The following is a 23,599-nucleotide window of genomic DNA, read 5'->3' on the forward strand; positions in this document are numbered from 1 at the left end:
TTTTCAAATCGAGCTCGTTCCATGACACATCTTCATTTTTTCGCCGGTGTTTCTATAGAGGCTCTTTTCCCTTCATGATGCCACTTTTCGTATAATCCACCGATCGCACGAAATGACTCATGGACTCTCTCCACGATCTGTTTATGGATACTAGGGTCATTAGGTAAATGTGTGTGGATGTTGTCCACTTGATATTGTCTCATCATGTCTAGATACACAGTTAGAAAGATGGTGTCTTCTAAAATCCAATAAATGACTTCATCCGCCTCTTTTGTTCTTTTATGAAGCACTTTAATCCCTCGTTCATATTGAATAAGAAAATAGCCGGCTGGATCAATTTCAATATAGGGGCTCAAATCATCAAAAAAACCAGTCGTTTGAAAAGGACGTGCAATATACGGTTCATATATGTCTTGGGGAAGAGATGTCTTTTTGAGACAACTGTCAATGCGCTTTATGAGTTCGTCTTTTTGCAAGATTTGATTCATTCTGATTCGCCGCCTTTGATGAGTGAAAAGCTGTCAAGGTTTTCCCTGACAGCTTTCTAGAATGTATTCTTCATTTTACAGGAACATGTAAACGGCACCAATAACCGCAAAAGTGCAGGCAACTACAATTAATACTTTGGCTAGTTTTTCCATGTCGTCTCCTTAAATGCCGGCTGCTACTACATAAGACAGCCCAACAGAAATAATGAGTGAAATAAACCCGACCGCTCTATTATCATTCTCAATCTCTTTGTCTACTTTAAATCGTGGTGTTAAAAATTCAAAAATGAAATAGCTGACGAGCAGCATCACAAAGCCGTATACGCCCCATCCGACCATTTGAAGAAGCGAGTTGTGCTGGGCGATGGAATGCTGAAAGACATTGGCAATCCCAAAAATCTTCCCGCCGGTTGCCATAGCAACAGCTAAGTTCCCCCGCTGAATCTCTTCCCAGTTTTTATAGGAGGTCACGAGTTCAAATATGGTCAGAAATAAGACAAGACATAGGACGGCCACGCTGTAATAGGCGGCAATTTCCACAAGTTCATTTTCCCAAAAGGCTTTCATGCGTTTTCTCCTTTTTACTTTAATTCGACGATGGTGACGCCTGATCCTCCCTCGCCTTGTTCTCCAAAACGAGCATTTTTTACACTACGGTGCTGTTTTAATAATTCCTGGACCCCTTTTCTCAAGGCGCCAGTGCCTTTACCGTGAATGATCGACACACGCGGATAGCCAGCTAAGACGGCATCATCTAAGTATTTCTCGACTCTGCTTAAGGCATTCTCATAGCGCTCTCCTCTTAAATCAAGCTCAAGTGATACATGATAGTCTTTTCCTTTGACCGCCGTGATGGCTTTCTCTTGCTTAAATTCCGGTGCTGATTTGATAAATTCCATATCTTTTTCTTTTACTTTCATTTTTAGAATGCCCATTTGGACACTCCATTCTTTGTTACCCGTTTGTTCGATGAGCGTTCCTTTTTGGCCAAACGTCAGCACTTTGACTTCATCGCCTGGCTTTAGCTGTCTTGCTGCTTTTTTCACTGGCTCTGGTTTTTTCTTACGGTCAAACTCAGGGACAGCTTCTTCAAGACGCTTTCTCGCATCAATGAGTTCATGTTCTTTGAATGAACGATGCTCACTTTTAATGGACCGAAGCTCTTGAATAATCTCTTCTGCTTCTTTTGTTGCTTGTTCAATTTTTTCTGCCGCTTTTTGTTCAGCTTCTTCCAGCAGTTTGTCCTTTTGTTCATTCCATTCAAGGATTTGTTTTTGCAATTCTTTATGGAGCTTCTCTGCTTCTTTTCTATAGAATTCCGTCTCATGCAGTTCTTCTTCTGCTTGTTTTTTGCTGTCTTCTAATGAAGCAATCATCTGATCGACTTCATTATGTTCTGCGTGCATATCTGCTTTTGCACGATCAATTAAATGATGAGGCAGTCCTAGACGCTTGGAAATTTCAAATGCATTACTTCGTCCCGGCACCCCGATGAGCAAGCGATATGTGGGGGATAAGGTTTCAATATCAAACTCTACACTCGCATTTGTGACGCCTTCTCGGTTATATCCGTATGCCTTCAGCTCAGGATAGTGAGTCGTTGCGATGACGCGCGCATTTGTTTGATGAACTTCATCTAAGATGCTCATCGCAAGTGCTGCACCTTCAGCAGGATCTGTCCCCGCACCTAATTCATCAAATAACACGAGTGAATTAGACGTCAAATGCTTTAAGATATCCACAATATTGACCATATGAGATGAGAATGTACTCAAGCTCTGTTCAATAGACTGCTCGTCTCCAATATCAGCAAAGACTTGATCGAATACAGCCACTTCTGATCCTTCTTCGACTGGAATATGAAGACCTGCCTGCGTCATCAGCGTAAGAAGTCCAAGTGTTTTTAAAGTGACGGTCTTACCGCCTGTATTTGGACCTGTGATGACGATCGTAGAAAAATCTTTGCCTAGCTCAATATCATTTGCCACAACCTGATCTCGTGGCAATAGGGGATGTCTTGCCCGTTTTAAATAAATCTCCCCTTGGTTATTCACAGTAGGTTTTGTGGCTTTTTCTGCTTTTGCATATTTGGCTTTGGCGAAAATAAAATCTAATGTCTGAAGTTCATTCACATTATGAAGCAATTCATCAATGTGCTCTGACACACTCGCTGTTAGCATTTGCAAAATCTTTTCAATCTCTTGCTTTTCTTTTAGGCGAGTTTGCTGCAAGGTGTTATTTAAATCCACGACCACCTGCGGCTCAATAAAAAGAGTTGCGCCTGAAGAAGATTGATCGTGAACAATCCCTCCATAATTCGAGCGGTACTCTTGTTTTACGGGAATGACAAACCGATCATTACGAATGGTCACAATGGTGTCTGACAGCATTTTCGTGGCAGATTGTGAACGAATCATTGATTCTAATTTATCTCGCACTTTTGATTCTAGTGATCGTAACTGCGTTCGTATGGTGCGGAGGGCTGGCGTTGCGTGATCAAGCACTTCTCCATTGTCACCAATACAGCTTTCGATTTCTTTTCTCACGTCTGACAGTAAAATCAGCGATTCTGCATATGTATGAAGACGGGGTATCTCTACTCCGTCCTCATACATAGAGGCGAGAAAGTGCTTCATGTTTTTTGTGGTATATAACAGCGCCGCAATTTCCATCAGCTCAGAAGGGCTTAATATACTGCCTATTTCTGCTCGTTTGACGCCTCGTCTAATATCCGTTAACCCGCCAAATGGCGCAGATCCTTTTAAACGAATCACATCTTGCGCTTCTGCTACCTCTTCTAGCAGATGCTGAATGCTCTCGATATCTGTGAGTGGTATTAAGTCCTGCGCTTTTTCTTTCCCTAAAGTCGAAGCAGTATAGGACATGACTTTTTCTTTTACTTTATGAAATTCTAATGATGCTAACACTTTTTGTTGCAGCATGGTCCAGCCTCCTAACGACTACCTGTCACGCGTTAAAAACTTTTTCATCTCATCGAGAGAAAATGTATTCACGACATTTGCTTTTGGTGTCCAGCCCTTTCTTGCAGCTGTGACACCGACTTCCATATGATCGAGCATGGCGATGTTGTGCGCATCTGTGTTGATCATGATGTTCACACCCGCTTCGTTTGCTTTCATTAAATGCTCTGTTTTTAAATCAAGTCTTGACGGGTTGCTGTTTAGTTCCAGTGCAGTGCCCGTTTTTTTCGCAAGCTCTATGAGCTGATCAATATTTAAGGCATAGCCATCTCGTCTACCAATCAAACGGCCTGTTGGATGGGCAATTAAATCCACATGCTGATTATTCAAGGCATTTTCTAGGCGCTCCATAATGACTTCCTCCGGCTGAGAGAAGCTAGAATGAATAGACGCAATGACAAAATCCATGTCTGCTAGAAAGTCATCATCATAATCTAACGATCCGTCCGGCAGAATATCCATTTCGACCCCTTTGAAAATGTAAAAATGCTCGAATTCTTGATTCAGCTTGTCAATTTCTTTTGCTTGCAAACGCAAACGTTCTTTTGTTAAACCGTTTGCTACTTTTAAATATTGTGAGTGGTCTGTAATGGCCATGTATTCATAGCCTTTTGCGATACATGCCTCTGCCATTTCGCGAATAGAAAAAGCGCCATCACTCCATGTCGAGTGCATATGAAGATCGCCTTTGATATCTTTTCGTTCTACAAATTGCATACTTTCTTTATACGTATCAATCTCTGCTCCGGTTTCACGAATTTCTGGCGGAATGAGCGGAAGTTGGAAATGTGCATAAAAAGCGCTTTCGTCTTCAAATGTTTTCACATCCCCAGTTTCAATCGTTTCAACCCCATATTCACTAATACGCTCACCGCGCTCCTTCGCAAGCTGTCGCATACGAATGTTATGATCTTTTGAGCCAGTGAAATGGTGCAGCGTTGTTGCAAATTGGTCTGTTGTCACAAGCCGGAAATCTACACTGATTTCAAAATCAAGTGCAAGAATGACCGATACCTTCGTATCACCGCTCGCAATGACATCTTTGACATCATCAAGAGCAACAAGCTGCTTCCTCACTTGTTCAGGGTTGTCAGTCGCAATGATGTAATCTAAATCTTTAACCGTTTCACGCGCACGTCTTAAACTACCCGCTCTTGAAAAACGGATGATTCCCTCCATCTGTTCCAGCGCATCATCAATTCGCTCTGCCACATCTAATGCAAAGCCAATTGGTAGTCGTTCTGGCTGCTTCCCTGCCTCCTCAAGAGCGGCAAGAATCTTTTCTTCTGTTTTTTTGCCAAACCCAGCAAGCGTTTGTACTTTTTCCGCTTCACATGCTTCTTTTAAAGACTGTGCATCGTGAACACCAAGCTCTTGGTAGAGCTTAGCAATCTTCTTCCCGCCGAGTCCTTGCAATTTTAAGAGCGGGACAAGTCCTTCAGGCACTTCTTTTTTTAATTGTTCGAGTGTTTCAGACTGTCCTTTTTCGATATACTCTGTGATCACAGCAAAGGTTCCTTTTCCAATGCCGGGTAATGCTAATAGGTCATCTATTTGAGAAAGACTGCGGTCATCTTGTTCCAGTGCCGCAGCTGCTTTACGAAAGGCAGAAATTTTAAAAGGATTATCTCCTTTTAGCTCCATATAAACTGCAATTGTTTCAAGAAGTTTGATAATATCTTTTTTATTCATCTCTCATCCTCCAGCCGCTTTGGCATCTTCCTATATAAATATACAAACTTTCCCTTCATCCGACAACTTTCTGTCATGGAATGAGAAAAAACTTCTCCAAGAAAGGAGAAGTTCTTAAACTCCATACGTCGACCAGAGGTCTTTGACAAGACCGGACAGGTAAGGGGTGCTATTTACGATCACATCTGCTAACATTGATTTGCTCATCATGGTTTGAAGCGCATCGACTGGAAGTAATGCGGCCACAAACAATAGAATAAACACAAATAGATAGGTTTCAAGAAATCCTAAAACAGCGCCAAGCAGTTTGTTGACCTGTTTAATCACAGGGATACTTGCAATGGTTGTGAGCAATCCGCCGATGATAGCGAGCAGGATTTTGGTCAAGATAAACAGAATGATAAACGCAATGGTATTATAATAAGCTGTTTCTAGATTCCCACTAAAGAAAGCAAGCTGCGCTTGACCGCCGCTAAAATTAGGTGCTGGAATCCACGTAAGCTGTGGTGCAAGTGACTGATAAAACATAGAAGCCACTAAAATAGAAACAACAAAGCTAATCAATTTAATAAATTGAAGAATAAACCCGCGTTTTAGACCGACAAGCGTTCCCATAAGAAGCAAAAACAAAATGATGATATCGATCACGGTAATTTCATTCCTTTTCTTTTAGATGAAGCTCTAGTTTTTCGTATTGCTCTTTTAATTTCAAGTAGTCGTGGACGACATTGACTGCTGTCAGTACAGCTAATTTGTTTATATCAAGGTATGGATTTTTTTCATTGATTTCTCTCATTTTATCATCAACAATTGAAGCAACATGTCGCATATGCATCTTCGTTTCTTGACCGATGATCGTATAGGACTGTCCGTAAATCTCAACTGTTGTTTTCGTTTTACCGCCGTCAGACAACGTTTCTCCTCCATTCCACGAGAATCCTAGTCTCTATCATAACATGTTTAGACATTGAATGGAAAGACGAGCCCTTCCCTGTTATGGTACACTTTAGAAATCAATGATATCAAGGTAAAAAGGAGTTATCCACTGTGCCCCAATCCGTCTTAAAAGCAACATCAGAAGACATGAAAAAAATGAAGAGCGTGTACGCTCAGCATTTAACTGACACTTTGCCACCAGGCGCTCTTTTTCAAGCAAAGGTTCCCGGCTGTACGATTACAGCCTACAAATCTGGAAAAGTACTGTTCCAAGGACAAAAGGCAGAAGCTGAAGCGAGTCAGTTCAACCATTTACATTCAGCTGAAACAAAAAGCAAAAAAACACCATCCATCACACAGTACAGCCCACCACCCGGCATTGCTTCCATGTCGGTTATTGGCTCAGATGAGGTCGGTACTGGCGATTATTTTGGACCCATTACGGTCTGTGCGGCTTATGTTGATTCCAGTCAGCTTGCTCTCATGAAAGAGCTCGGGGTGAAAGACTCAAAAGGACTCAAAGATCCGCAGATTATCAACATTGCCAAAGACTTGATCAAAACCATCCCGTTCAGCCTTCTCGTGCTTCGGAATGAAAAATACAATGCGATGCAGGAAAAGGGCATGAGCCAAGGGAAAATGAAGGCACTGCTTCATAACCAAGTCATTACCTCCGTGCTAGAAAAACTGGATGGCAAGAAACCAGAAGCCATTCTCATTGACCAATTTGCCGAACCGGGTATTTATTTCAGGCACCTTGCGGGGAAAAAGATCATTCGGGAGCGTACATACTTTAGTACGAAAGCAGAAGGCATCCACTTATCGGTTGCTGCAGCTTCTATTATTGCAAGATATGCTTTTTTAATTGAAATGGATAAATTATCAAAAGCAGCGGGCTTTGACATTCCAAAAGGGGCCGGTCCACATGTTGACAAAGCGGCAGCAAAGCTGATGAAACAGCACGGCGAAGAGGCTTTACGCCAATTTACAAAACTTCATTTTGCCAACACCCAAAAAGCGAAAAAATGGTTATAATTAAAAAAGAGCTATCGCCCATAAAGCGATAGCTCTTTTTATTATCCGCGCAAGACGGCTTGATACGTATCTTCTAATGCTTTCAATACGTTTGTATGAACAGCCGTGACTTCTTCCTCGGTCAACGTTTGTTCTGGGTTTAAATATTGCAGAGAGAATGCAACAGATTTCTTGCCTTCTTCCATATGCTCACCCTCATACACATCAAAGACGGAAAGGTCTGTGAGCAATTGGCCGCCAGCTTCATAAATGACTTGCTCCAGCTGTCCGCTTGAAATATGCTGATCGACGACAAGTGCGATGTCTCTTGTCACTGCTGGGAATCTCGGAATAGCCGTATATTTCATATCCTCTGTTTCAGACGTCATTACATCTGTTAAATCAAATTCAAATACATACGTTTCTTTTAAATCTAATTCCTTTTCCACTAATGGATGAAGTGCAGCTACAAAGCCAATCACTTTTCCATTTAAATGAACATCAGCTGTACGTCCTGGGTGAAGGCCCTCACGCTCTGCTTGAACATACGTGATCTCTCCTGATACACCAAGCTTTTCAAACAGCCCTTCTGCAATACCCTTCGCTACATAAAAATCGACAGCTTTTTTCTCGCCCTGCCAAAGATTTTTATGCCAAAGACCTGTTAACGCACCTGCCACATGCTCTTTCTCTACTGGTTTTGCGCCTTCCGTTTCCGCTAAGAAAACAGAACCTGTTTCGTAAAAGGCAAAAGAATCAGCTTGTCTTGCTAAGTTATATGCGACAGAATCAAGTAAGTTTGGCAGAAGGCTTTGTCTCAGCACACTTCGTTCCTCACTCATCGGCAAGGAAAGTCTTGTTTGATAAGCTGGATTTAAAGCAAAGGCTGTGGACTTATGCTGATTCGTTAATGAATACGTAATCGCTTGAGAAAGCCCTGCGCCCTCTAAGAAACGTCTCACCTTTCTGCGCTTCACTTGGTATGGCGTAAGACCACCAACGGTACCAGCTGTCGCAGGGAGTGTAGATGGAATATTGTCGTAGCCGTATAATCTCGCGACTTCTTCAATGAGGTCCTCTTCAATCGTAATATCCATTCTACGGGAAGGAACCGTTACAACAAGCACATCATTTGATTCGCCCACAGTAAAGCCTAGTTTGTTGAAAATCTGAATCATATCTTCTTTTGAAATGCTCATACCAAGCACCTTGTTCACACGCTCAGTTGATACGTGGATGACATTCATACTTGTTTCAAGGTGGTTTTCCTCAACTGTACCACTTAGCACTTCGCCGCCTGCATACATACTGATCAATTGCGCTGCTCTTTCGGCTGCTGATTTCGTCCGCTGCGGATCGAGCCCTTTTTCAAATCGTGTGCTTGATTCACTGCGAAGCCCTAAGTCTCTAGATGCTTGACGGACGGTTTGACCGTTGAAATATGCCGCTTCTAAAAGAATCGTTGTCGTCTCATCACGCACCTCTGATTCAAAACCGCCCATGACACCTGCAACAGCATGCGCTTTTGTGCCATTTGTAATGACAAGATGCTTCGAAGACAATGTACGTTCTTGTTCATCCAGAGTTTGAATCATTTCATTTTCAGCCGCTTTACGTACAACCACCTGCTTTGAACCAAACCGGTCATAATCAAAGGCATGTAGTGGTTGACCGTATTCAAGTAAGACAAAATTCGTAATATCCACGACGTTGTTAATTGGGCGGATACCTGCATTCATCAATCTTGTTTGCATCCAAAGTGGTGCTGGTCCAATCTTTACATTTTTAATGATCTTCGCTGCATAAAGTGGATTCGCTTCTTGATCCTCAATTTTAACAGAAATATAGTCTGCTGCTTTTTCAGAAGAAGTTTCATGCGCTGTATCAGGAAGCTTGATGTCTCTCCCTAAAATGGCGGCAACCTCATAAGCGACACCTAGCATATTAAGGGCATCGGCACGGTTTGGTGTTAAGCCAAGCTCAAGTACCGCGTCATCTAATTGAAGCGCTTGAAGGGCATCATCTCCTGGTTTCACGTCATTCGGGAAAACAAAGATGCCTTCTGCATATTCTTTTGGTACGAGCTTGCTCTCTACGCCTAATTCTTGCAGAGAACAAATCATGCCATGAGACTCTTCACCGCGTAGTTTTGCTTTTTTAATTTTAAAGTTTCCAGGAAGGACTGCACCAACCGTTGCGACAGCCACATGCTGTCCTTTATCCACATTTGGAGCCCCGCATATAATTTGCACCGGTGCGTCTTCGCCGATATCAACAAGACATTTGTTTAATTTATCCGCATTCGGATGCTGTTCACGTTCAATGACGTGTCCAACGACAACACCTTTGATGCCTTCGCCTTTATACTCAACGGCTTCCACTTCAATTCCGCTTCTTGTGATTTTCTCTGCTAATTCATCCGGCTGAATGCCTTCTAAATCGACATAGTCCTCTAACCATTTATATGAAACAAACATGTTGATTTCCTCCTCTTAGTCCTGCTTAAATTGCTTCGTGAATCTAATATCATTTGTGTAGAAATGACGAATGTCATCTATGCCGTATTTCAGCATCGCAATACGTTCAACACCCATTCCAAAAGCAAAGCCTTGGTAAGTATCTGGATCAAATCCGCTCATTTTTAATACATTCGGGTGAACCATTCCTGCACCTAAAATTTCAATCCAGCCTGTTCCTTTACATACGGAACAGCCTTTCCCGCCGCATTTAAAGCATGACACATCAACTTCAACGGAAGGTTCTGTGAATGGGAAAAAGCTTGGGCGCAGTCTAATTTCACGATCTTCCCCAAACATTTTTCTTGCGACTGTCTCAAGCGTTCCTTTGAGGTCACTCATGCTAATATTGTGATCTACCACAAGTCCTTCAATCTGCATGAATTGATGGGAGTGAGTGGCATCATCGCTGTCACGTCTATATACCTTACCAGGACAGATGATCTTCACAGGACCTTGGCCTTTATATTTCTCAAGTGTACGTGCTTGAACGGGTGATGTTTGTGTTCTCATGAGTGTGTCTTCAGTAATATAGAAGCTGTCCTGCATATCACGTGCAGGGTGTTCTTTTGGAAGATTGAGCGCTTCAAAGTTATAGTAATCTGTTTCCACCTCTGGGCCCTCTTCAACGGTATAGCCCATGCCGATAAATAAATCTTCAATATCTTCTACGACAATCGTTAATGGATGTCTTGCCCCGATTTTGATCGGACTTGCTGGCAATGTGACATCAATGGTTTGAGAAGCCAGTTTCTTTTTCACTTCTTCTGCTTCTAGCTGCTCATTTTTTTCAGCAATGGCACCAGCAATCTGCTCTCTCACTTCATTTGCAAGTGCGCCCATTTTTGGTCTTTCTTCAGCGGAAAGCTTGCCCATTCCGCGCAGCACTTCTGTAATCGGACCTTTTTTCCCTAAATATTGAACACGAATGTCATTGACTTCTTTGAGCGAGCTGGCTGCTTCTACCTTCGCTATCGCTTCTGTTTCAAGCTGTTTTAACGTTTCTTGCATGAGTGTCATCCTCCTTTTAATATACAAAACCGTCTGAATAAACGGGTGTTTGATTGTTTGAAGACAATAAAAAAACCCGCCCCTCCAAAAAAGAAGGGACGAGTTGTGGTCGCGGTACCACCCTTGTTAAGCACAAATACATGTGCGAATAAGCTTCATTGACATAACGGAATCAAACGAATCCGGTCCACCTTTACGCAAAACCTGCGGTCCCGGTGACAACTCCAGAGGTGAATTCCTGTTTCAGCATTCCTTAAATGCACTTTCAGTCTACGATGCATTCTCCCTAATAGGACGCTTCGTGAAACAATCTTCCTCTATCATGGTTTTTAAAATATTAGTTTCATTATAGTGAAAAATAGGACGTGATGCAACACTATCCGCGCAAATGATAGACAAGAACCGCTGCTGCCACAGCCACATTTAATGATTCCGCTTGTCCGTACATTGGAACATATAAATTTTGATCTGTCATTTGAAGAATCTCTGGATCAATACCTGCTCCCTCGTTGCCTACAATTAACGCAAATGGACCTTCTGATGCTATGTGTCTATACTCTTTCGCATTTTTTAAAGCAGTGCCATATACAGGTATACCTTGCGCCTTTAATGCTGGAATTGTCTGTTGTAGTGTTTGTTTTAAGATAGGCAGGTGAAAATGAGACCCTTGTGCTGAACGGAGCGTTTTTCCGTTAAACGCATCAACGGTTCCATCCCCTAGGACCACAGCATCAAGCCCCGCTGCATCTGCTGTCCGAATGAGTGTGCCTAAATTCCCCGGATCCTGCACTGCATCTAACAGAAGCATTCGTTCATACTTTTTCTCCTCAAATACAGGAATTGTACAAACCGCTGCGATTTGCTGAGGTGTTTCCGTTTCCGTCATCGCAGTAAAAGCCTCTTCACTTAATTCATACAGCTCAATGTCAGGCTCGATGTCAGCAGGGAGCATGTCAGGTGTTGTGATCATTAACTCTTTCACAACCCCGCTCTTTAATGCTTCTTCTACTAAGTGTTTTCCTTCAACAAGGAATAGCCCTGTTTTCGTTCGTTCTTTTTTTGTATGGAGCTTTTTCCATTGTTTAATGTGTGCGTTTTTAGCTGATTCTATATACTTCAAGCGACTTTAACTCCTTTAAATATCATGAATTTATTATATCTCAAGCACACTACATAATAAACCTGTCTTTGAGACAGAATAGGGCTATCACCATCAAAAAAGGAGTGTGGGCAATGGATTTTAATTTAAGAGGCGCAGTGATTCAAAACATTACTGGCCATAATCAAGAGCAGCTTGAGCATACGATTTTAGATGCGATTCAAAGTGGCGAGGAAAAAATGCTACCAGGGCTTGGTGTTTTGTTTGAGGTGTTATGGCAAGAGGCATCAGAAGATGAAAAAAATGAAATTCTTGAAACATTAGAGCAGGGCTTAAAGCCTGAGCATCAGCAATAACAAGAAGCCGGTTTGCTTATTTATGAGCAAGCCGGCTTTGTTCATTTAGCCAGTGATTGGCGTCTCCATTCGAAGAGCTGGATCGCGCCAAATCTCGATCCATTTTTTAATAGCGAACACGATAATGACAAAACCTAAAATCAGCATAATCATCGAAAGCACGGCGTTCAGTACACTGTAGCCAGATGCTTCAGGATTGAGATAGACATTCGCAACCATCCAATAACCCGCATAATTCACCGTCACATATAAGTAAGCAAGTGGAATTAAACAAGTCAACATATACCGTCTTTTATCCGCAATTTTTAACACAACCGTCGCCCCAATGATTAATCCGACCGAGGCCATTAGCTGGTTTGACACGCCAAAGAGTGCCCAAATGGACCCAATGTCTCCAGAGTAAAGCAAGTATCCCCACATAAAACAAGCAAGTGCACTTGCAAAGACTGACCCTGGTACCCAGTCATTTCGTTTCAGCGGTTTATATGCTTCTCCAAAGAAGTCTTGGATCAAATATCGCGCGACACGGGTTCCTGCGTCAATCGCCGTTAAAATAAAGACGGCTTCAAACATAATCACGAATTGGAAGAAATAAGAGGCCAAATGACTAAAGAACGGAATACCCGTAAAGATGTACGCCATCCCTACAGCTAATGTAACAGCTCCACCTGTTCTTCCTTCTAAGTCAAGACCGATTTCTTTGCTTAGTTGAGGAAGATTCTCGACACTCATACCAAGCGTACGGAACACTTCAGGTGTACTATTAATTGCAAAATAATCTCCCGGATGAAGCGCAGTAGCGGCAATTAACGCCATGATTCCCACTAAACATTCTACGAGCATCGCGCCAAACGCCACCGGCTTCATATCACTCCAACGATCTAGCATTTTTGGCGTTGTGCCAGAGCCAACAAATGCATGAAAACCAGAAATCGCACCACAAGCAATGGTAATCGAAATAAAAGGCCATACAGGTCCAGCTAAGACAGGCCCTCCTCCATTTACAAACTCCGTAAACGCCGGAAATTGGATGGTTGGATTAACCACAAAGATTCCCGCAATCAGCGCGATGAAAACACCAATTTTCATAAAACTGCTTAAATAGTCTCTTGGTGCCAAAAGCAACCAAACCGGCAGGGCCGCAGCAAAGAACGCATAGATTGGCAGGGCAAGAGCAAGCGTTTTTGTATCAAGTGTTAACAAATCTCCAAGTGCTGTTCCTTGAATATTCGGTCCAAGGAATACCCCCAACATCAGTAATATGAATCCCGCAGATGTCGCCAGCTTTAAATTGCCTGTCTTTTTATAATAAAGGCCGACTCCCATCGCTATTGGAATGGTAATACCAACTGCAAAGGTTCCCCAAGGATTTCGTTCTAAAGCATGAAGCACAACCATGGACAGTCCTGCCATTGTAATTGTAATAATAAATAACATGGCGAGCCCTGTGCAAAATCCTGCAACAGGACCAAGCTCCTCTTTCGCTACCTCGGATAGTGATTTCCCCTTTTTTCGCATCGAAGCAAACAAGACCACAAGATCATGAACAGCTCCGCCAATCACCGCTCCAATTAAGAGCCAAAGGAGACCAGGTAAATACCCAAATTGTGCGGCTAAAATCGGACCAACTAATGGACCAGCAGCGGCAATTGCAGCAAAGTGATGCCCAAATGTGACCCATTTGTTTGTTGGCACATAATCTTTCCCATCCTCGAGTGCATGAGCCGGTGTAGGATGATCATCTGTGACCTTTAGTACCTTCACCATCATAAACGTGCCATAGAGGCGATAGGCAATCGCTAAAATACACATCGATCCTATCACAATTGAAACCGCATTCATTTAACCATCCCCTTTGTATAAACAATTTGTTACAAATATAACATAAATTGAGTGATTTTTCTTTCTTTTAAAACCTAGTTGACAAATAGGAATAATTGATTTAATCTAAAATAAGCTTCACCTACTTCCATAAACTCTCTTTTGACAGAGCCTCAATTGGCTCTGTCCTTTTTATTGATTTCATCTTACATAAATACAAGATAGATCACATGTGCCTTCCTCACTAGAAAAATATCACTTCATTTACTGAAAACAGTTCTTTTGACACAACTTACATTCCAAAGTTCATTTCCTGGGAAATTCAACGCAATTAAAAAACCTTTCCCCATACTGAGGAAAGGTTTTATCATTAAGAACCGTACGTAATTTGTTCGACCGTTTTTTGATCAAGTCTTTTGATGACTTCTGTTAAAAGCTTCACCGCATTTTCATAATCATCTCGATGAATCATGGCTGCATGGGTATGAATATATCTGCTTGGAATCCCGATGGATAGTGATGGAACGCCATGACCTGTTAAGTGAATACCTCCAGCATCTGTTCCTCCACCTGGCATGGAATCATATTGATAAGGAATGTTTAATTCATCTGCAGTTTGGACAACAAAATCGCGAAGCCCTTTATGAGAAACCATGGAAGCGTCGAACACAACAATCGTTGGTCCTTTGCCAAGTTTGCTTGTTGCTTCTTTTTCAGTAATACCTGGTGTATCACCTGCTACTCCAACATCAATAGCAAATCCAATATCAGGCTGGATGGTAGCTGCAGCTGTTTTAGCTCCACGTAAGCCAACTTCCTCTTGGACAGTTGCTACACTGTATGCAATATTTTCATGCTGAGTATCCTTTAAATTCTTCATGACATCAATCGCTACTGCACAGCCGATACGGTTGTCCCAGGCTTTTGCAAGAAGCATTTTTTCGTCATTCATTACCGTAAACTCAAAGTAAGGTACGATTTGATCTCCAGGGAGGACGCCCCATTCCATTGCCTGTTCTTTGCTCGAAGCCCCAATATCAATGAACATATCTGTGATTTCGATTGATTTCTTTCGTGCTTCTGGTGATAAAACATGTGGCGGTTTAGAACCAATCACACCTGTAATGTCTCCTTTTTTCGTCACAATGGTGACACGCTGCGCCAGCATAACTTGAGACCACCAGCCACCGACCGTTTGAAAACGAATATAGCCTTTGTCATCGATTTTTGTCACCATGAATCCTACTTCATCTAAGTGACCAGCAAGCATCACTTTAGGCCCATTTGCATTTCCTTCCTTCTTAGCAATTAAGCTGCCAAGGCGGTCTGTAGAGACTTCATCCGCATATGTTTCTATGTATGACTGCATGACTTTTTTTACATCACGTTCATTTCCTGGAATCCCTTTTGCATCCGTTAGGTCTTTCAGCATAGTTAATGTTTGATCTAGTTTTGTCATTCTGTGTATCCTCCTTTTTCTTCATGGTGCATTCTTATTATACAAAACCTCTTTCGTTCAATACGATCTTTTTATGAATATTTTTTCGTTAATCGAAATATTTTTTTAAAAAAAGTTGAAACCTTTTGTCTTTCTCATTCGTAGTACATCAGATAACGGTATTGGAGGTGCATCCTGTCATGTTTGTCATCCTCATTAGACTTGCTCTTGTTGCATTGCTTGTCTATATATTCTACATGGCGGTAAAATTCTTCTCAAACCCGAGAAGAAAGCTGAAACAAGCACAATTAAAAGAAGGCTTTTATTTTATGGACGAACAGCAAAATGCCCGTAAAAATTTTAATTTCGTCTATAAAGGTGTCTTGTTTGAAGGGGAGAAGCATGTTCCTTCTAAGGATCATCCTCTGTTTGTCCACTCCATTTACGTTTGGACGGAGTCACCTGAGAAGCTAAATGAATTCACATTAGAAGACTTTGAAAAACTTGAGGACAACATCATTGAACGGTATCCTCAAACAAAAATTGATTGGGATCAGCCCATCAAAAAAATCAAACAAAAAAAGGGAGCAGATACGCCGACTTAACGGCGTCTGCTCCCTTTTCAGATGAGATTGAGATAGACCAATATCACCAATTGGACAACAATTAAAGCAGGCATACCCATTTGAAAGGCAGGATGCTTCGTTTTATGACGGAAATACTGCATGCCAAGAAATGACCCAGCAGCACCAAAAAGTACTGCGGCACTCCATAAGTGCGCTTCTGATATTCTCCATTTGTGTGCTTTCGCTCGGCGTTTATCCTCTCCCATGAGACAAAACCCATAGACATTGACCAAGATGAGCAGCACGATCAGAGCGATATTCATTGATTTCACCTCACATGATGAGAAAAAAAGATCACTCCTTGGCGGAATGATCTTTTATATGACTTACTTGTCTAGTTGTGCTTTTGCAGCATCAGCAAGCTGGTTGAATGCGTTTAGGTCATTCACAGCAAGATCAGCAAGCATTTTGCGGTTTACTTCGATACCAGAAAGCTTTAAGCCATGCATTAAACGGCTGTAAGAAAGACCGTTCATACGAGCTGCAGCATTGATACGAGTGATCCATAGTTTACGGAAGTCACGTTTTTTCTGACGACGGTCACGGAAAGCGTAGTTTCCAGATTTCATCACCTGTTGGTTTGCTACTTTATATAATCTATGTTTTGAACCGAAATAACCTTTTGCTAATTTAAGAACCTTTTTACGACGCTGACGCGACACAGTTCCGCCTTTTACTCTTGGCATTGTAATTCCCTCCTATGTTTCCTATTCCAGATTACTTGATGTTTGCAAGTTGTTGTTTGATACGTTTGAAATCTCCAGCACTTACGATTGCGCTCTTACGCAATTTACGTTTTTGCTTTGTAGATTTGTTAGCGAACAAGTGACTTGTGTACGCATGAGAACGTTTAAGTTTACCAGAACCTGTTTTTTTGAAACGTTTAGCAGATCCGCGGTGAGTTTTCATTTTTGGCATTGGATGTTTCCTCCCTCTGTTACTTTTACTTTTCGACTTTTGGTGCAAGCATGAGGAACATGCTGCGTCCGTCCATCTTAGGTTTTGTTTCTACTGTTGCTACTTCAGCGCAAGCTTCAGAGAAACGGTCTAACACGCGCTGTCCGATTTCTTTATGCGTAATCGCACGGCCTTTAAAGCGGATAGAAGCTTTCACTTTATCTCCCTTTTCAAGGAATTTGATTGCATTACGGAGCTTCGTGTTAAAATCATGTTCATCGATTGTCGGGCTCAACCGAACTTCTTTTAAGCTAATGATTTTTTGATTCTTACGTGCCTCTTTTTCCTTCTTCTGTTGTTCGAATCGGAACTTACCATAGTCCATGATTCGGCAAACAGGTGGTTTTGCATTTGCAGCAACTAACACAAGGTCAAGATTGGCTTTCGTAGCAATTTCCAGAGCTTCCTGGCGGGTTTTAATCCCAAGCTGATCGCCATTTTGTCCGATCAAACGAACTTCACGCGCACGAATACCTTCATTAACTAATTGATCTTTGCTAATAGTGAGCCACCTCCATGAGATTTTGAATTGAGTTCACAATTCATTTTGACCATTTCGTTGTATGTTTTACAGGCAAACAAAAAGTGTGGGCATATAAAACACCCACACTGCGAACATTTGCATGAAAAAATAAATGTACGGTCAACCTGTCAACTACAAACATGTGTCAATCAGGTGAGAAGCGGGTGCTTCTGCTTGTGATATCTATTCAATTCGTTAATTATTCTACACAATTTTCATTTGTCCGTCAAGTAACCGAACTCTTGAAACAACTTTTTCATTTTAGCATGACGAAATGATTTGAGCAAGACTTATTTAAATAATGCTGCGATTAAAGAATCAATTGCAAGAAGATTGGGATGACAATTACGGTGACAACCCCTACTACCACCACAGCGATACTCGCCATTGCCGCTTCCACTTCCCCCATCTCAATCCCAACAGAAACGCCAAGCGCATGTCCAGATGTACCAAGTGCAAGGCCTTTGGCCACTGGGTTTTTAATCCGAAACAATTTTAAGAAGAAGGCACCTAGCGCATAGACAATCACCGCATTAAAAATGACTGCAAAGGCTGTAATATCTGCAATTCCGCCAATATCTTTTGCAATTGGCAAAGCAATCGCTGTCGTCGCTGCTTGTGGGAGCATGCTTTTCATAACAGCAGCATCAAGATGAATCCCTTTTGCTACTACATAAACAATTGTAATAGAACAAAGTGAGCCGACAAAAATAGCGGATAAAATTTGCCACCAATATTTTTTCAGCAGTGCTCGCTGTTTATAAAGAGGAATCGCAAACGCGATGGTCGCAGGCTCTAAGAAAAACTTGATAATCTTACCGCCTTCATTATAATCTGCATAGGAAAAACCGCCAATTTTCAAAAACATAATGCCTAACACCATGGCAACAAATAGCGGGGTAAATAAGAAGAAACCTTTAGACTTTTTAAATAAAAATGTGCCAATCCCAAAGGCCACTAATGAGACGACAATGCCAAAATAAGGACTCATAGTACTTGTACCCATCTTACACCTCTCCTTTAATGCGTAGTTGAAGCTGGTTTATTTGAATGAGAAGGAGTGGATTTGCTCTCCTTTGTCTTTTGACGTTGCTGTGGTCTTTCTGATAACTGCATCAGAAGCTGAGAGAACAGCCCAGTAGCGGCAAGTAACATAATGGTTGCAATGATAATCACACCCACTACCTGTACCCCTACTTCTTGCATGACACCTAATGATTGAATGACCGAGATACCAGAAGGAACAAATAGAAAACTAATAAGACCTGTCAATGAGCTACCTAATTGCTCTACTTGCTCTAGTTTCACAATCTTTGTTGTTAATAAAATAAATAAAAGAACCAAACCAATAACAGATGCAGGCATCGGAATCGGTAAATACATTGAAATGAGATTAGAAACGAACATTACCGTTGCAAAGATAAATGCTTGAGATAGAAATCCATATACTTTTGTGGCACTCATGCCCTTTCACCTCTTTCTTCGACTGCCCTCAGTATATGGCATGAAACAAACAAATGAAGCGTTTACAATAAAACTCACCTAATATCCTGACTGAAATGCAAAAAATGAGGATTGAAATGCAAATGAAAAAAGCCACCCTATTCTAATAGGAGCGACTTCTTTAGTTCTTTCGCATATGTTCGGCTGACAGGGACGATAGACCCGTCTGTCATATGAAGATTATACGTTGAATTAAACCAAGGCTGCACTTCTTTCATATGAGACGTGTTGACAATATAGCTTCGGTGAACTCTCATAAAATAAGCCTCGGGTAATTTCTTTTCAATGACCACAAGCGGTTCTGTCACCTCATACATATGATCTCTTGTTTTCACAACCTTTTTTCCTTCACTAAGCCCTACATACATAATCTCGTCAACCTGCAAGATCACAATAGACTCATCGACAGAGATCGCTAATTTTTGGTTGTGAGAAAATTTGTCTTCTGAAAGAGACGGCTCCTGCGTCTCAATAGCTTTCCACTTCTTAAACTTTTGCATCGTTTGCAACAGCCGCTCTTCATCAAAAGGCTTTGTTAAGTAATCTAGTGCACTCACCTCAAACGCCTTCAGCGCATATTGATCAAATGCTGTAGCAAATACGATCGCCGGCGGATCAGACATTCGGTTGAGCCTTTTGGCAATATCAAATCCATTCTCACCTGATAAATCGATATCTAAAAAGAGCAAATCGGGCTTGTGATCGACCATCCGGTCAAAAGCAGATTCTATATTTTCCGCTTCCTCTATTTGAACATTCTCTTTTGTTCTTTGTAACAAATATTTTAATTCGTCTCTTGCTAAAACTTCATCATCTACAATCAATACCTTTATCAACGAGAATCATCCTTTTTTACATAATCCATTGGAATGCGAAATGAAATGTCAGTGCCTTTGTCACTATGAATGGATAAAGCAGCTTGCCGGCCAAAAATTCCTCTTAGCCGCTGGTCTAAATTATAAAGTGCTGTACCTGTTCCTTCTTTTGATTCAACTGGCGATTTTAATAATTGAGCCATCTTGTCGTCTTCAATCCCCTGGCCATTATCTGTGACTTTCATATAGACTTGCCCATCTTTTATCAAAGCGGATACGATGACTTCACAATTTGTTTGATGTTTAGGAAAAGCATGTCTCACTGCATTTTCAACAAGCACTTGAAGCACAAAGGGAGGGATCATCACCTGTTCCAGCTCTTTTTCAATTTGAAAGGTCACTTGATATTTATTTGGAAATCTCGCTTGTTCCAGTGATAAATAAGCCTCCACATGCTGAATCTCTTTATGCATTGGAATGAGCAGCTGGCGAGCGCCTTGTAAATTTGATCGAAAATAAATACTCAGCTGTAGTAGCAGTTTCCTTGCCATCTCTACATTCGTTCTACACAAAACGGAGATGGTGTTAATGGCGTTAAATAAAAAGTGCGGATTCACCTGGGCCTGAAGCGCCTTGATCTCTGCATCTTTCAGCAGACGGCTTTGGGTCTCAGCCTCCCCAAGCTCAAGCTGTGTGGAAAAGAGCATCGCCAAACCTTCTGCAAGCTCCTCTTCTACTCTGCTTAATCCGACTGGAGAATTGAAATACATTTTTAATGTTCCAATTGTTTGACCATTAGACGTGAGTGGTAGCACAATGGCTGCTTCAAGAGGACAGTGAGCGACTGAACAATTGATGTCATCTTTCGAATGCGCCTTCATAATCTTTCCACTCATCAACACTTGCTTAGACAACCCTGTAATCAGACTTTTCGATGGAATATGATGATCTGTTCCATCTCCAACATGCGCTAAAATCTTTTCTGTATCTGTTAAGGAGACAGCATCTGTTTCTGTTAAACGATGAATGATTTCTGCCACACTTTTACATGATTGTTCGTTTAGCCCTTGCCGGAAATAAGGAAGTGTTTGATCTGCGATAGAAAATACTCGATGCGTCTGCATCGCTTTCGCTTGCTCTTCTTGGCGAATTACTGACTGTAAAATGGATAAAAAGATAAAACTCCCGATTCCATTCACAAAGATCATCGGCAGCGCAATAATACTCACAAGCCCCCAAGCATCAGCGAATGGCTTCGCAAATAGAAGGATAATGACCATTTGTAAAGATTCCATCGCTACACCAAAAATCGCTGCTTGTCGCGGTGTGACCATTCGATTCTTCCGCTTAAATCGCCTGCCGACATAGCCTGCAATCACACCGGCTAAAATGGAAGAAATTGCGCAGCTAAGCGCGGTGCTCCCTCCTAGTGAATAGCGATGAATGCCAGCTAAAAGCCCAGCACCAATCCCTACAAACGGCCCCCCTATTAAGCCGCCCATTTCGATCCCCATAATTCTCGTATTGGCGATAGAACTTGATGAGCCTAGGTGATATGAAAATTCGTGGTTCATCACAATCTGCTGCTGGATTTCAATTCCAGTGTAATTGCTGATGATACTAAAAGAAGCAAAAATAAAGACAAGGATTGCTTTTTTTCGAAACCCTTGATTATGTAGTAAGAGATTGCGAAAGCCCTTCACATGGGCAAGCACAAATCCCAAAATAACGATGATTCCTACACGCTCAATCATCATAATAATTAAATGAAGCAAACCGGCCACCCCAATTGATGTATGTGATATCTACTGTCTATCTATTCTATCATGCACGGTCAATGCTCAAAAATCTCTCAAATCTTTTCTTTATTGCCCTCTCCTTCTATTGTAAAATGAACATGAGCCTGTCACATGCAATTGAGGGTAACTACATACATAACAAGGGAGAAGATCATGAAAGCCGTATTTTTCGATTTAGATGATACTTTGCTTTGGGATGAAAAAAGCATTCATACCACTTTTCAGGAAACATGCAGGGAAGCGGAAAAGAAATATGGACTTGATCCAGAATCGTTTGAACAGATCGTGCGTGAAGAAGCAAGAAAGCTGTACTCTTCTTATGAAACATATGATTATACTGTTATGATTGGCATTAATCCTTTTGAAGGACTGTGGTCTAATTTTAGTGAGCCGATTAGCGAAGGCTTTCAAAAGCTGAACGCCCTTGCACCAGAGTATCGCAAAAACGCATGGACGAACGGCTTAAAAGAGGCAGGAATTGACGATGAAGCATTTGGTCAATACTTAGCAGACTTCTTTGCAGCAGAGCGCAGAAAACGCCCGTATGTCTATGAAGAAACGTATCCTGTTTTAGAGCGCCTGAAGGGCAGCTATGAATTACTCCTTTTAACAAATGGAGATCCTAGTCTGCAAAAAGAAAAACTTGCAGGTGTCCCGGAACTTGCCCCTTACTTTAATGAAATTGTGATTTCAGGAGATTATGGGAAAGGAAAGCCTGATCCTGGCATCTTTGAGCACTGCCTTCAGCTGTTAAATCTCACAAAAGATGACGTCATCATGGTAGGAGATAATCCAAAAACAGATATTCTCGGCGCTTCTCGCGCTGGCATCCAAACCGTTTGGATCAATCGTCATGGCAAGAAAAATGAAACAGATGTGACACCAGATTATGAAATTAAAGACTTACACGAATTGTTTGATATTTTAAAATAAACCATAGGAAAAACACCCTTCTCCTGATCGAGATTGGGTGTTTTTTCGTTTTCGGCTAAACAATTGCTGCTAAACTTTGTGCTTGACGATCTAAGCCGCGTGCTGCTTCTCCTACATTCATGAATTCCTCGCTTGCTTGCTTGACAAGATCCCGGTTTGTAAACACGCTTGTCTTTGCACGGCTTGTTCCGTTGCTGACCTTTTCAACTTCTAAATGGATCGCCTTCACATAACGATCCACCTTTACAATCGCTTCCTTTGAATCTGTCGCAAGCTTACGGATTTCTGCCGCGACGACACTAAAGCCATTTCCATAGGAACCCGCATGCGCAGCTTCTATGGCCGCGTTCAATGCGAGCAGCTGTGTTTGGGAAGCGATACTGTTAATCGTTGTAGCAATTGAGCTGATCGACTCCACCTGCTCTGTTAACCCTTCTAGCAAACTCATATTTTGATCGGTTTCATTCGCGATATGTTCAAAAGAAGCATTTACACTTTGACTATGCTGGATGCCGATTTCCGCTCGCTCCATTAATTTTGCAGACATATCCTTTAGGTCTTCTACTACCTGCTTCATTGTGTTTTCTCTCTCCGTAATATCTGTTGCCACTTTCACGACAGCCACTACATTCCCCTCTTCATTGAGCACTGGTGTATACGTCGCTTCAAGCCATAAGGTGTCACCGTACTTCGTGATCCGCTGCACCTTTTCCTGAAACACTTGACCATTCTTCAAACGCTTCCAAAACATTTGATAACTTGTGTCTTCTGCAATATGCGGAGGACAAAACTGTCTATGCTTTAAACCAATCATTTCTTCCTTTGAATATTTCATGGCTTTTGCAAATATATCATTGACCCATAGGACCTTACCTGTGACATCAAATTCAATCATCGCCAGTGAGTGCTCTAGCGCACGAAGCACAGCTGATTGCTCCAATACTTGTGTTGATGAAGTGTTTGTTGTTTGAATCATCGCTTTCATTCCCCCAATTTGCCTCTCTCTAATAGTACATACTTACCCATACTTTCGTACTATCTAAACGTATCATTTGCGCAATTGGATCACTAGTAGAGAATTTTTTTCCATA

General features: G+C 41.7%; 24 protein-coding genes and 1 other annotated feature. Of the genes, 4 read left to right on the plus strand and 20 right to left on the minus strand.

What is annotated here, in order from left to right; translation table 11 throughout:
- Positions 1-32: 32 nt before the first annotated feature.
- From NST09_RS13115 to zapA, 6 genes are all read right to left on the minus strand, one after another.
- Positions 33-488, minus strand: coding sequence for an Imm63 family immunity protein (locus tag NST09_RS13115; protein ID WP_017358248.1), 456 nt, complete (start codon positions 486-488; stop codon positions 33-35).
- 162 nt (positions 489-650) lie between these two features.
- Entirely contained in the window at positions 651-1,055 is a 405-nt protein-coding gene (locus tag NST09_RS13120; RefSeq protein ID WP_007501637.1) for a DUF350 domain-containing protein, read from the minus strand.
- A 14-nt stretch (positions 1,056-1,069) separates the two neighbouring features.
- Entirely contained in the window at positions 1,070-3,427 is a 2,358-nt protein-coding gene (locus NST09_RS13125; protein WP_342493553.1) for an endonuclease MutS2, read from the minus strand.
- A gap of 21 nt (positions 3,428-3,448) precedes the next feature.
- Positions 3,449-5,161 (minus strand): DNA polymerase/3'-5' exonuclease PolX, encoded by a 1,713-nt coding sequence (gene polX, locus NST09_RS13130; RefSeq protein ID WP_046527236.1) that lies wholly within the window; start codon positions 5,159-5,161, stop codon positions 3,449-3,451.
- 114 nt (positions 5,162-5,275) lie between these two features.
- Positions 5,276-5,809, minus strand: coding sequence for a CvpA family protein (locus tag NST09_RS13135; protein WP_008345997.1), 534 nt, complete (start codon positions 5,807-5,809; stop codon positions 5,276-5,278).
- A 7-nt stretch (positions 5,810-5,816) separates the two neighbouring features.
- A complete protein-coding gene (gene zapA / locus NST09_RS13140) occupies positions 5,817-6,074 on the minus strand; it encodes a cell division protein ZapA (RefSeq protein WP_008345998.1) in 258 nt (85 codons plus the stop codon).
- Positions 6,075-6,208: 134 nt separating this feature from the next.
- Here zapA and rnhC point away from each other — a divergent pair, with 134 nt between their 5' ends.
- Positions 6,209-7,132, plus strand: coding sequence for a ribonuclease HIII (rnhC, locus tag NST09_RS13145; RefSeq protein WP_079920306.1), 924 nt, complete (start codon positions 6,209-6,211; stop codon positions 7,130-7,132).
- A gap of 41 nt (positions 7,133-7,173) precedes the next feature.
- On the opposite strand, the gene pheT is transcribed toward rnhC, so the two are convergent.
- The 3 genes from pheT to NST09_RS13160 form a co-directional block, all read right to left on the minus strand.
- The gene (gene pheT, locus NST09_RS13150; protein ID WP_079919760.1) at positions 7,174-9,588 is read right to left on the minus strand and encodes a phenylalanine--tRNA ligase subunit beta; all 2,415 of its coding nucleotides are present in this window, start codon (positions 9,586-9,588) and stop codon (positions 7,174-7,176) included.
- A gap of 15 nt (positions 9,589-9,603) precedes the next feature.
- The gene (gene pheS / locus NST09_RS13155; RefSeq protein WP_008346004.1) at positions 9,604-10,638 is read right to left on the minus strand and encodes a phenylalanine--tRNA ligase subunit alpha; all 1,035 of its coding nucleotides are present in this window, start codon (positions 10,636-10,638) and stop codon (positions 9,604-9,606) included.
- 376 nt (positions 10,639-11,014) lie between these two features.
- Positions 11,015-11,758 (minus strand): RNA methyltransferase, encoded by a 744-nt coding sequence (locus NST09_RS13160; RefSeq protein ID WP_017358254.1) that lies wholly within the window; start codon positions 11,756-11,758, stop codon positions 11,015-11,017.
- A gap of 113 nt (positions 11,759-11,871) precedes the next feature.
- Between NST09_RS13160 and sspI the strand changes: the two genes are divergently transcribed.
- Positions 11,872-12,093: a small acid-soluble spore protein SspI gene (gene sspI, locus NST09_RS13165; RefSeq protein ID WP_008346010.1), complete on the plus strand. Its 222-nt coding sequence runs from the start codon at positions 11,872-11,874 to the stop codon at positions 12,091-12,093.
- Between the two features lie 45 nt (positions 12,094-12,138).
- On the opposite strand, the gene cstA is transcribed toward sspI, so the two are convergent.
- Both cstA and NST09_RS13175 read right to left on the minus strand, forming a co-directional pair.
- The gene (gene cstA / locus NST09_RS13170; protein ID WP_039168858.1) at positions 12,139-13,935 is read right to left on the minus strand and encodes a carbon starvation protein CstA; all 1,797 of its coding nucleotides are present in this window, start codon (positions 13,933-13,935) and stop codon (positions 12,139-12,141) included.
- 349 nt (positions 13,936-14,284) lie between these two features.
- Entirely contained in the window at positions 14,285-15,373 is a 1,089-nt protein-coding gene (locus NST09_RS13175) for a M42 family metallopeptidase (RefSeq protein WP_017358255.1), read from the minus strand.
- Positions 15,374-15,552: 179 nt separating this feature from the next.
- On the opposite strand from NST09_RS13175, the gene NST09_RS13180 reads away from it, so the two are divergent.
- The gene (locus NST09_RS13180; RefSeq protein ID WP_046527305.1) at positions 15,553-15,957 is read left to right on the plus strand and encodes a hypothetical protein; all 405 of its coding nucleotides are present in this window, start codon (positions 15,553-15,555) and stop codon (positions 15,955-15,957) included.
- A gap of 17 nt (positions 15,958-15,974) precedes the next feature.
- On the opposite strand, the gene NST09_RS13185 is transcribed toward NST09_RS13180, so the two are convergent.
- The 8 genes from NST09_RS13185 to NST09_RS13220 form a co-directional block, all read right to left on the minus strand.
- Positions 15,975-16,241, minus strand: a complete 267-nt coding sequence (locus NST09_RS13185) for a DUF1294 domain-containing protein (protein ID WP_008346019.1) — start codon at positions 16,239-16,241, stop codon at positions 15,975-15,977.
- Positions 16,242-16,304: 63 nt separating this feature from the next.
- Positions 16,305-16,664, minus strand: coding sequence for a 50S ribosomal protein L20 (rplT, locus tag NST09_RS13190; protein ID WP_007501659.1), 360 nt, complete (start codon positions 16,662-16,664; stop codon positions 16,305-16,307).
- A gap of 31 nt (positions 16,665-16,695) precedes the next feature.
- Positions 16,696-16,896 (minus strand): 50S ribosomal protein L35, encoded by a 201-nt coding sequence (gene rpmI / locus NST09_RS13195; protein WP_003216324.1) that lies wholly within the window; start codon positions 16,894-16,896, stop codon positions 16,696-16,698.
- A gap of 25 nt (positions 16,897-16,921) precedes the next feature.
- Positions 16,922-17,437, minus strand: a complete 516-nt coding sequence (gene infC, locus NST09_RS13200; protein WP_024718649.1) for a translation initiation factor IF-3 — start codon at positions 17,435-17,437, stop codon at positions 16,922-16,924.
- A gap of 71 nt (positions 17,438-17,508) precedes the next feature.
- Positions 17,509-17,640, minus strand: a sequence feature (ribosomal protein L20 leader region).
- Between the two features lie 128 nt (positions 17,641-17,768).
- Positions 17,769-18,464 (minus strand): antiholin-like protein LrgB, encoded by a 696-nt coding sequence (gene lrgB, locus NST09_RS13205; RefSeq protein WP_175415461.1) that lies wholly within the window; start codon positions 18,462-18,464, stop codon positions 17,769-17,771.
- Between the two features lie 14 nt (positions 18,465-18,478).
- Complete coding sequence (gene lrgA, locus NST09_RS13210; protein WP_035391171.1) at positions 18,479-18,922, minus strand: antiholin-like murein hydrolase modulator LrgA; 444 nt, start codon at positions 18,920-18,922, stop codon at positions 18,479-18,481.
- 137 nt (positions 18,923-19,059) lie between these two features.
- Positions 19,060-19,797 carry a LytTR family transcriptional regulator DNA-binding domain-containing protein gene (locus NST09_RS13215; RefSeq protein WP_048002761.1) on the minus strand — a complete coding sequence of 246 codons (738 nt, stop codon included), beginning with the start codon at positions 19,795-19,797 and terminating at the stop codon, positions 19,060-19,062.
- Positions 19,794-21,551, minus strand: coding sequence for a sensor histidine kinase (locus NST09_RS13220; protein ID WP_144684135.1), 1,758 nt, complete (start codon positions 21,549-21,551; stop codon positions 19,794-19,796). The genes NST09_RS13215 and NST09_RS13220 overlap by 4 nt, the downstream gene beginning before the upstream one ends.
- A gap of 177 nt (positions 21,552-21,728) precedes the next feature.
- Between NST09_RS13220 and NST09_RS13225 the strand changes: the two genes are divergently transcribed.
- Entirely contained in the window at positions 21,729-22,508 is a 780-nt protein-coding gene (locus tag NST09_RS13225) for an HAD family hydrolase (RefSeq protein WP_039964096.1), read from the plus strand.
- Positions 22,509-22,563: 55 nt separating this feature from the next.
- Here NST09_RS13225 and NST09_RS13230 read toward each other — a convergent pair whose 3' ends face one another.
- Positions 22,564-23,484 carry a methyl-accepting chemotaxis protein gene (locus tag NST09_RS13230; protein ID WP_342493050.1) on the minus strand — a complete coding sequence of 307 codons (921 nt, stop codon included), beginning with the start codon at positions 23,482-23,484 and terminating at the stop codon, positions 22,564-22,566.
- Positions 23,485-23,599 lie beyond the last annotated feature (115 nt).

It is taken from the genome of Bacillus sp. FSL W7-1346, assembly GCF_038593335.1.
In the GTDB taxonomy this organism is placed as follows: domain Bacteria; phylum Bacillota; class Bacilli; order Bacillales; family Bacillaceae; genus Bacillus; species Bacillus altitudinis.

Bases quoted from the DNA above. Each gene is read 5' to 3' on its own strand.
- NST09_RS13115 (WP_017358248.1), bottom strand. From the start codon at position 488: ATGAATCAAATCTTGCAAAAAGACGAACTCATAAAGCGCATTGACAGT.
- NST09_RS13120 (WP_007501637.1), bottom strand. From the start codon at position 1,055: ATGAAAGCCTTTTGGGAAAATGAACTTGTGGAAATTGCCGCCTATTAC.
- polX (WP_046527236.1), bottom strand. From the start codon at position 5,161: ATGAATAAAAAAGATATTATCAAACTTCTTGAAACAATTGCAGTTTAT.
- pheT (WP_079919760.1), bottom strand. From the start codon at position 9,588: ATGTTTGTTTCATATAAATGGTTAGAGGACTATGTCGATTTAGAAGGC.
- pheS (WP_008346004.1), bottom strand. From the start codon at position 10,638: ATGCAAGAAACGTTAAAACAGCTTGAAACAGAAGCGATAGCGAAGGTA.
- sspI (WP_008346010.1), top strand. From the start codon at position 11,872: ATGGATTTTAATTTAAGAGGCGCAGTGATTCAAAACATTACTGGCCAT.
- cstA (WP_039168858.1), bottom strand. From the start codon at position 13,935: ATGAATGCGGTTTCAATTGTGATAGGATCGATGTGTATTTTAGCGATT.
- NST09_RS13175 (WP_017358255.1), bottom strand. From the start codon at position 15,373: ATGACAAAACTAGATCAAACATTAACTATGCTGAAAGACCTAACGGAT.
- NST09_RS13180 (WP_046527305.1), top strand. From the start codon at position 15,553: ATGTTTGTCATCCTCATTAGACTTGCTCTTGTTGCATTGCTTGTCTAT.
- NST09_RS13185 (WP_008346019.1), bottom strand. From the start codon at position 16,241: ATGAATATCGCTCTGATCGTGCTGCTCATCTTGGTCAATGTCTATGGG.
- rplT (WP_007501659.1), bottom strand. From the start codon at position 16,664: ATGCCAAGAGTAAAAGGCGGAACTGTGTCGCGTCAGCGTCGTAAAAAG.
- rpmI (WP_003216324.1), bottom strand. From the start codon at position 16,896: ATGCCAAAAATGAAAACTCACCGCGGATCTGCTAAACGTTTCAAAAAA.
- lrgB (WP_175415461.1), bottom strand. From the start codon at position 18,464: ATGGGTACAAGTACTATGAGTCCTTATTTTGGCATTGTCGTCTCATTA.
- lrgA (WP_035391171.1), bottom strand. From the start codon at position 18,922: ATGAGTGCCACAAAAGTATATGGATTTCTATCTCAAGCATTTATCTTT.
- NST09_RS13225 (WP_039964096.1), top strand. From the start codon at position 21,729: ATGAAAGCCGTATTTTTCGATTTAGATGATACTTTGCTTTGGGATGAA.
- NST09_RS13230 (WP_342493050.1), bottom strand. From the start codon at position 23,484: ATGATTCAAACAACAAACACTTCATCAACACAAGTATTGGAGCAATCA.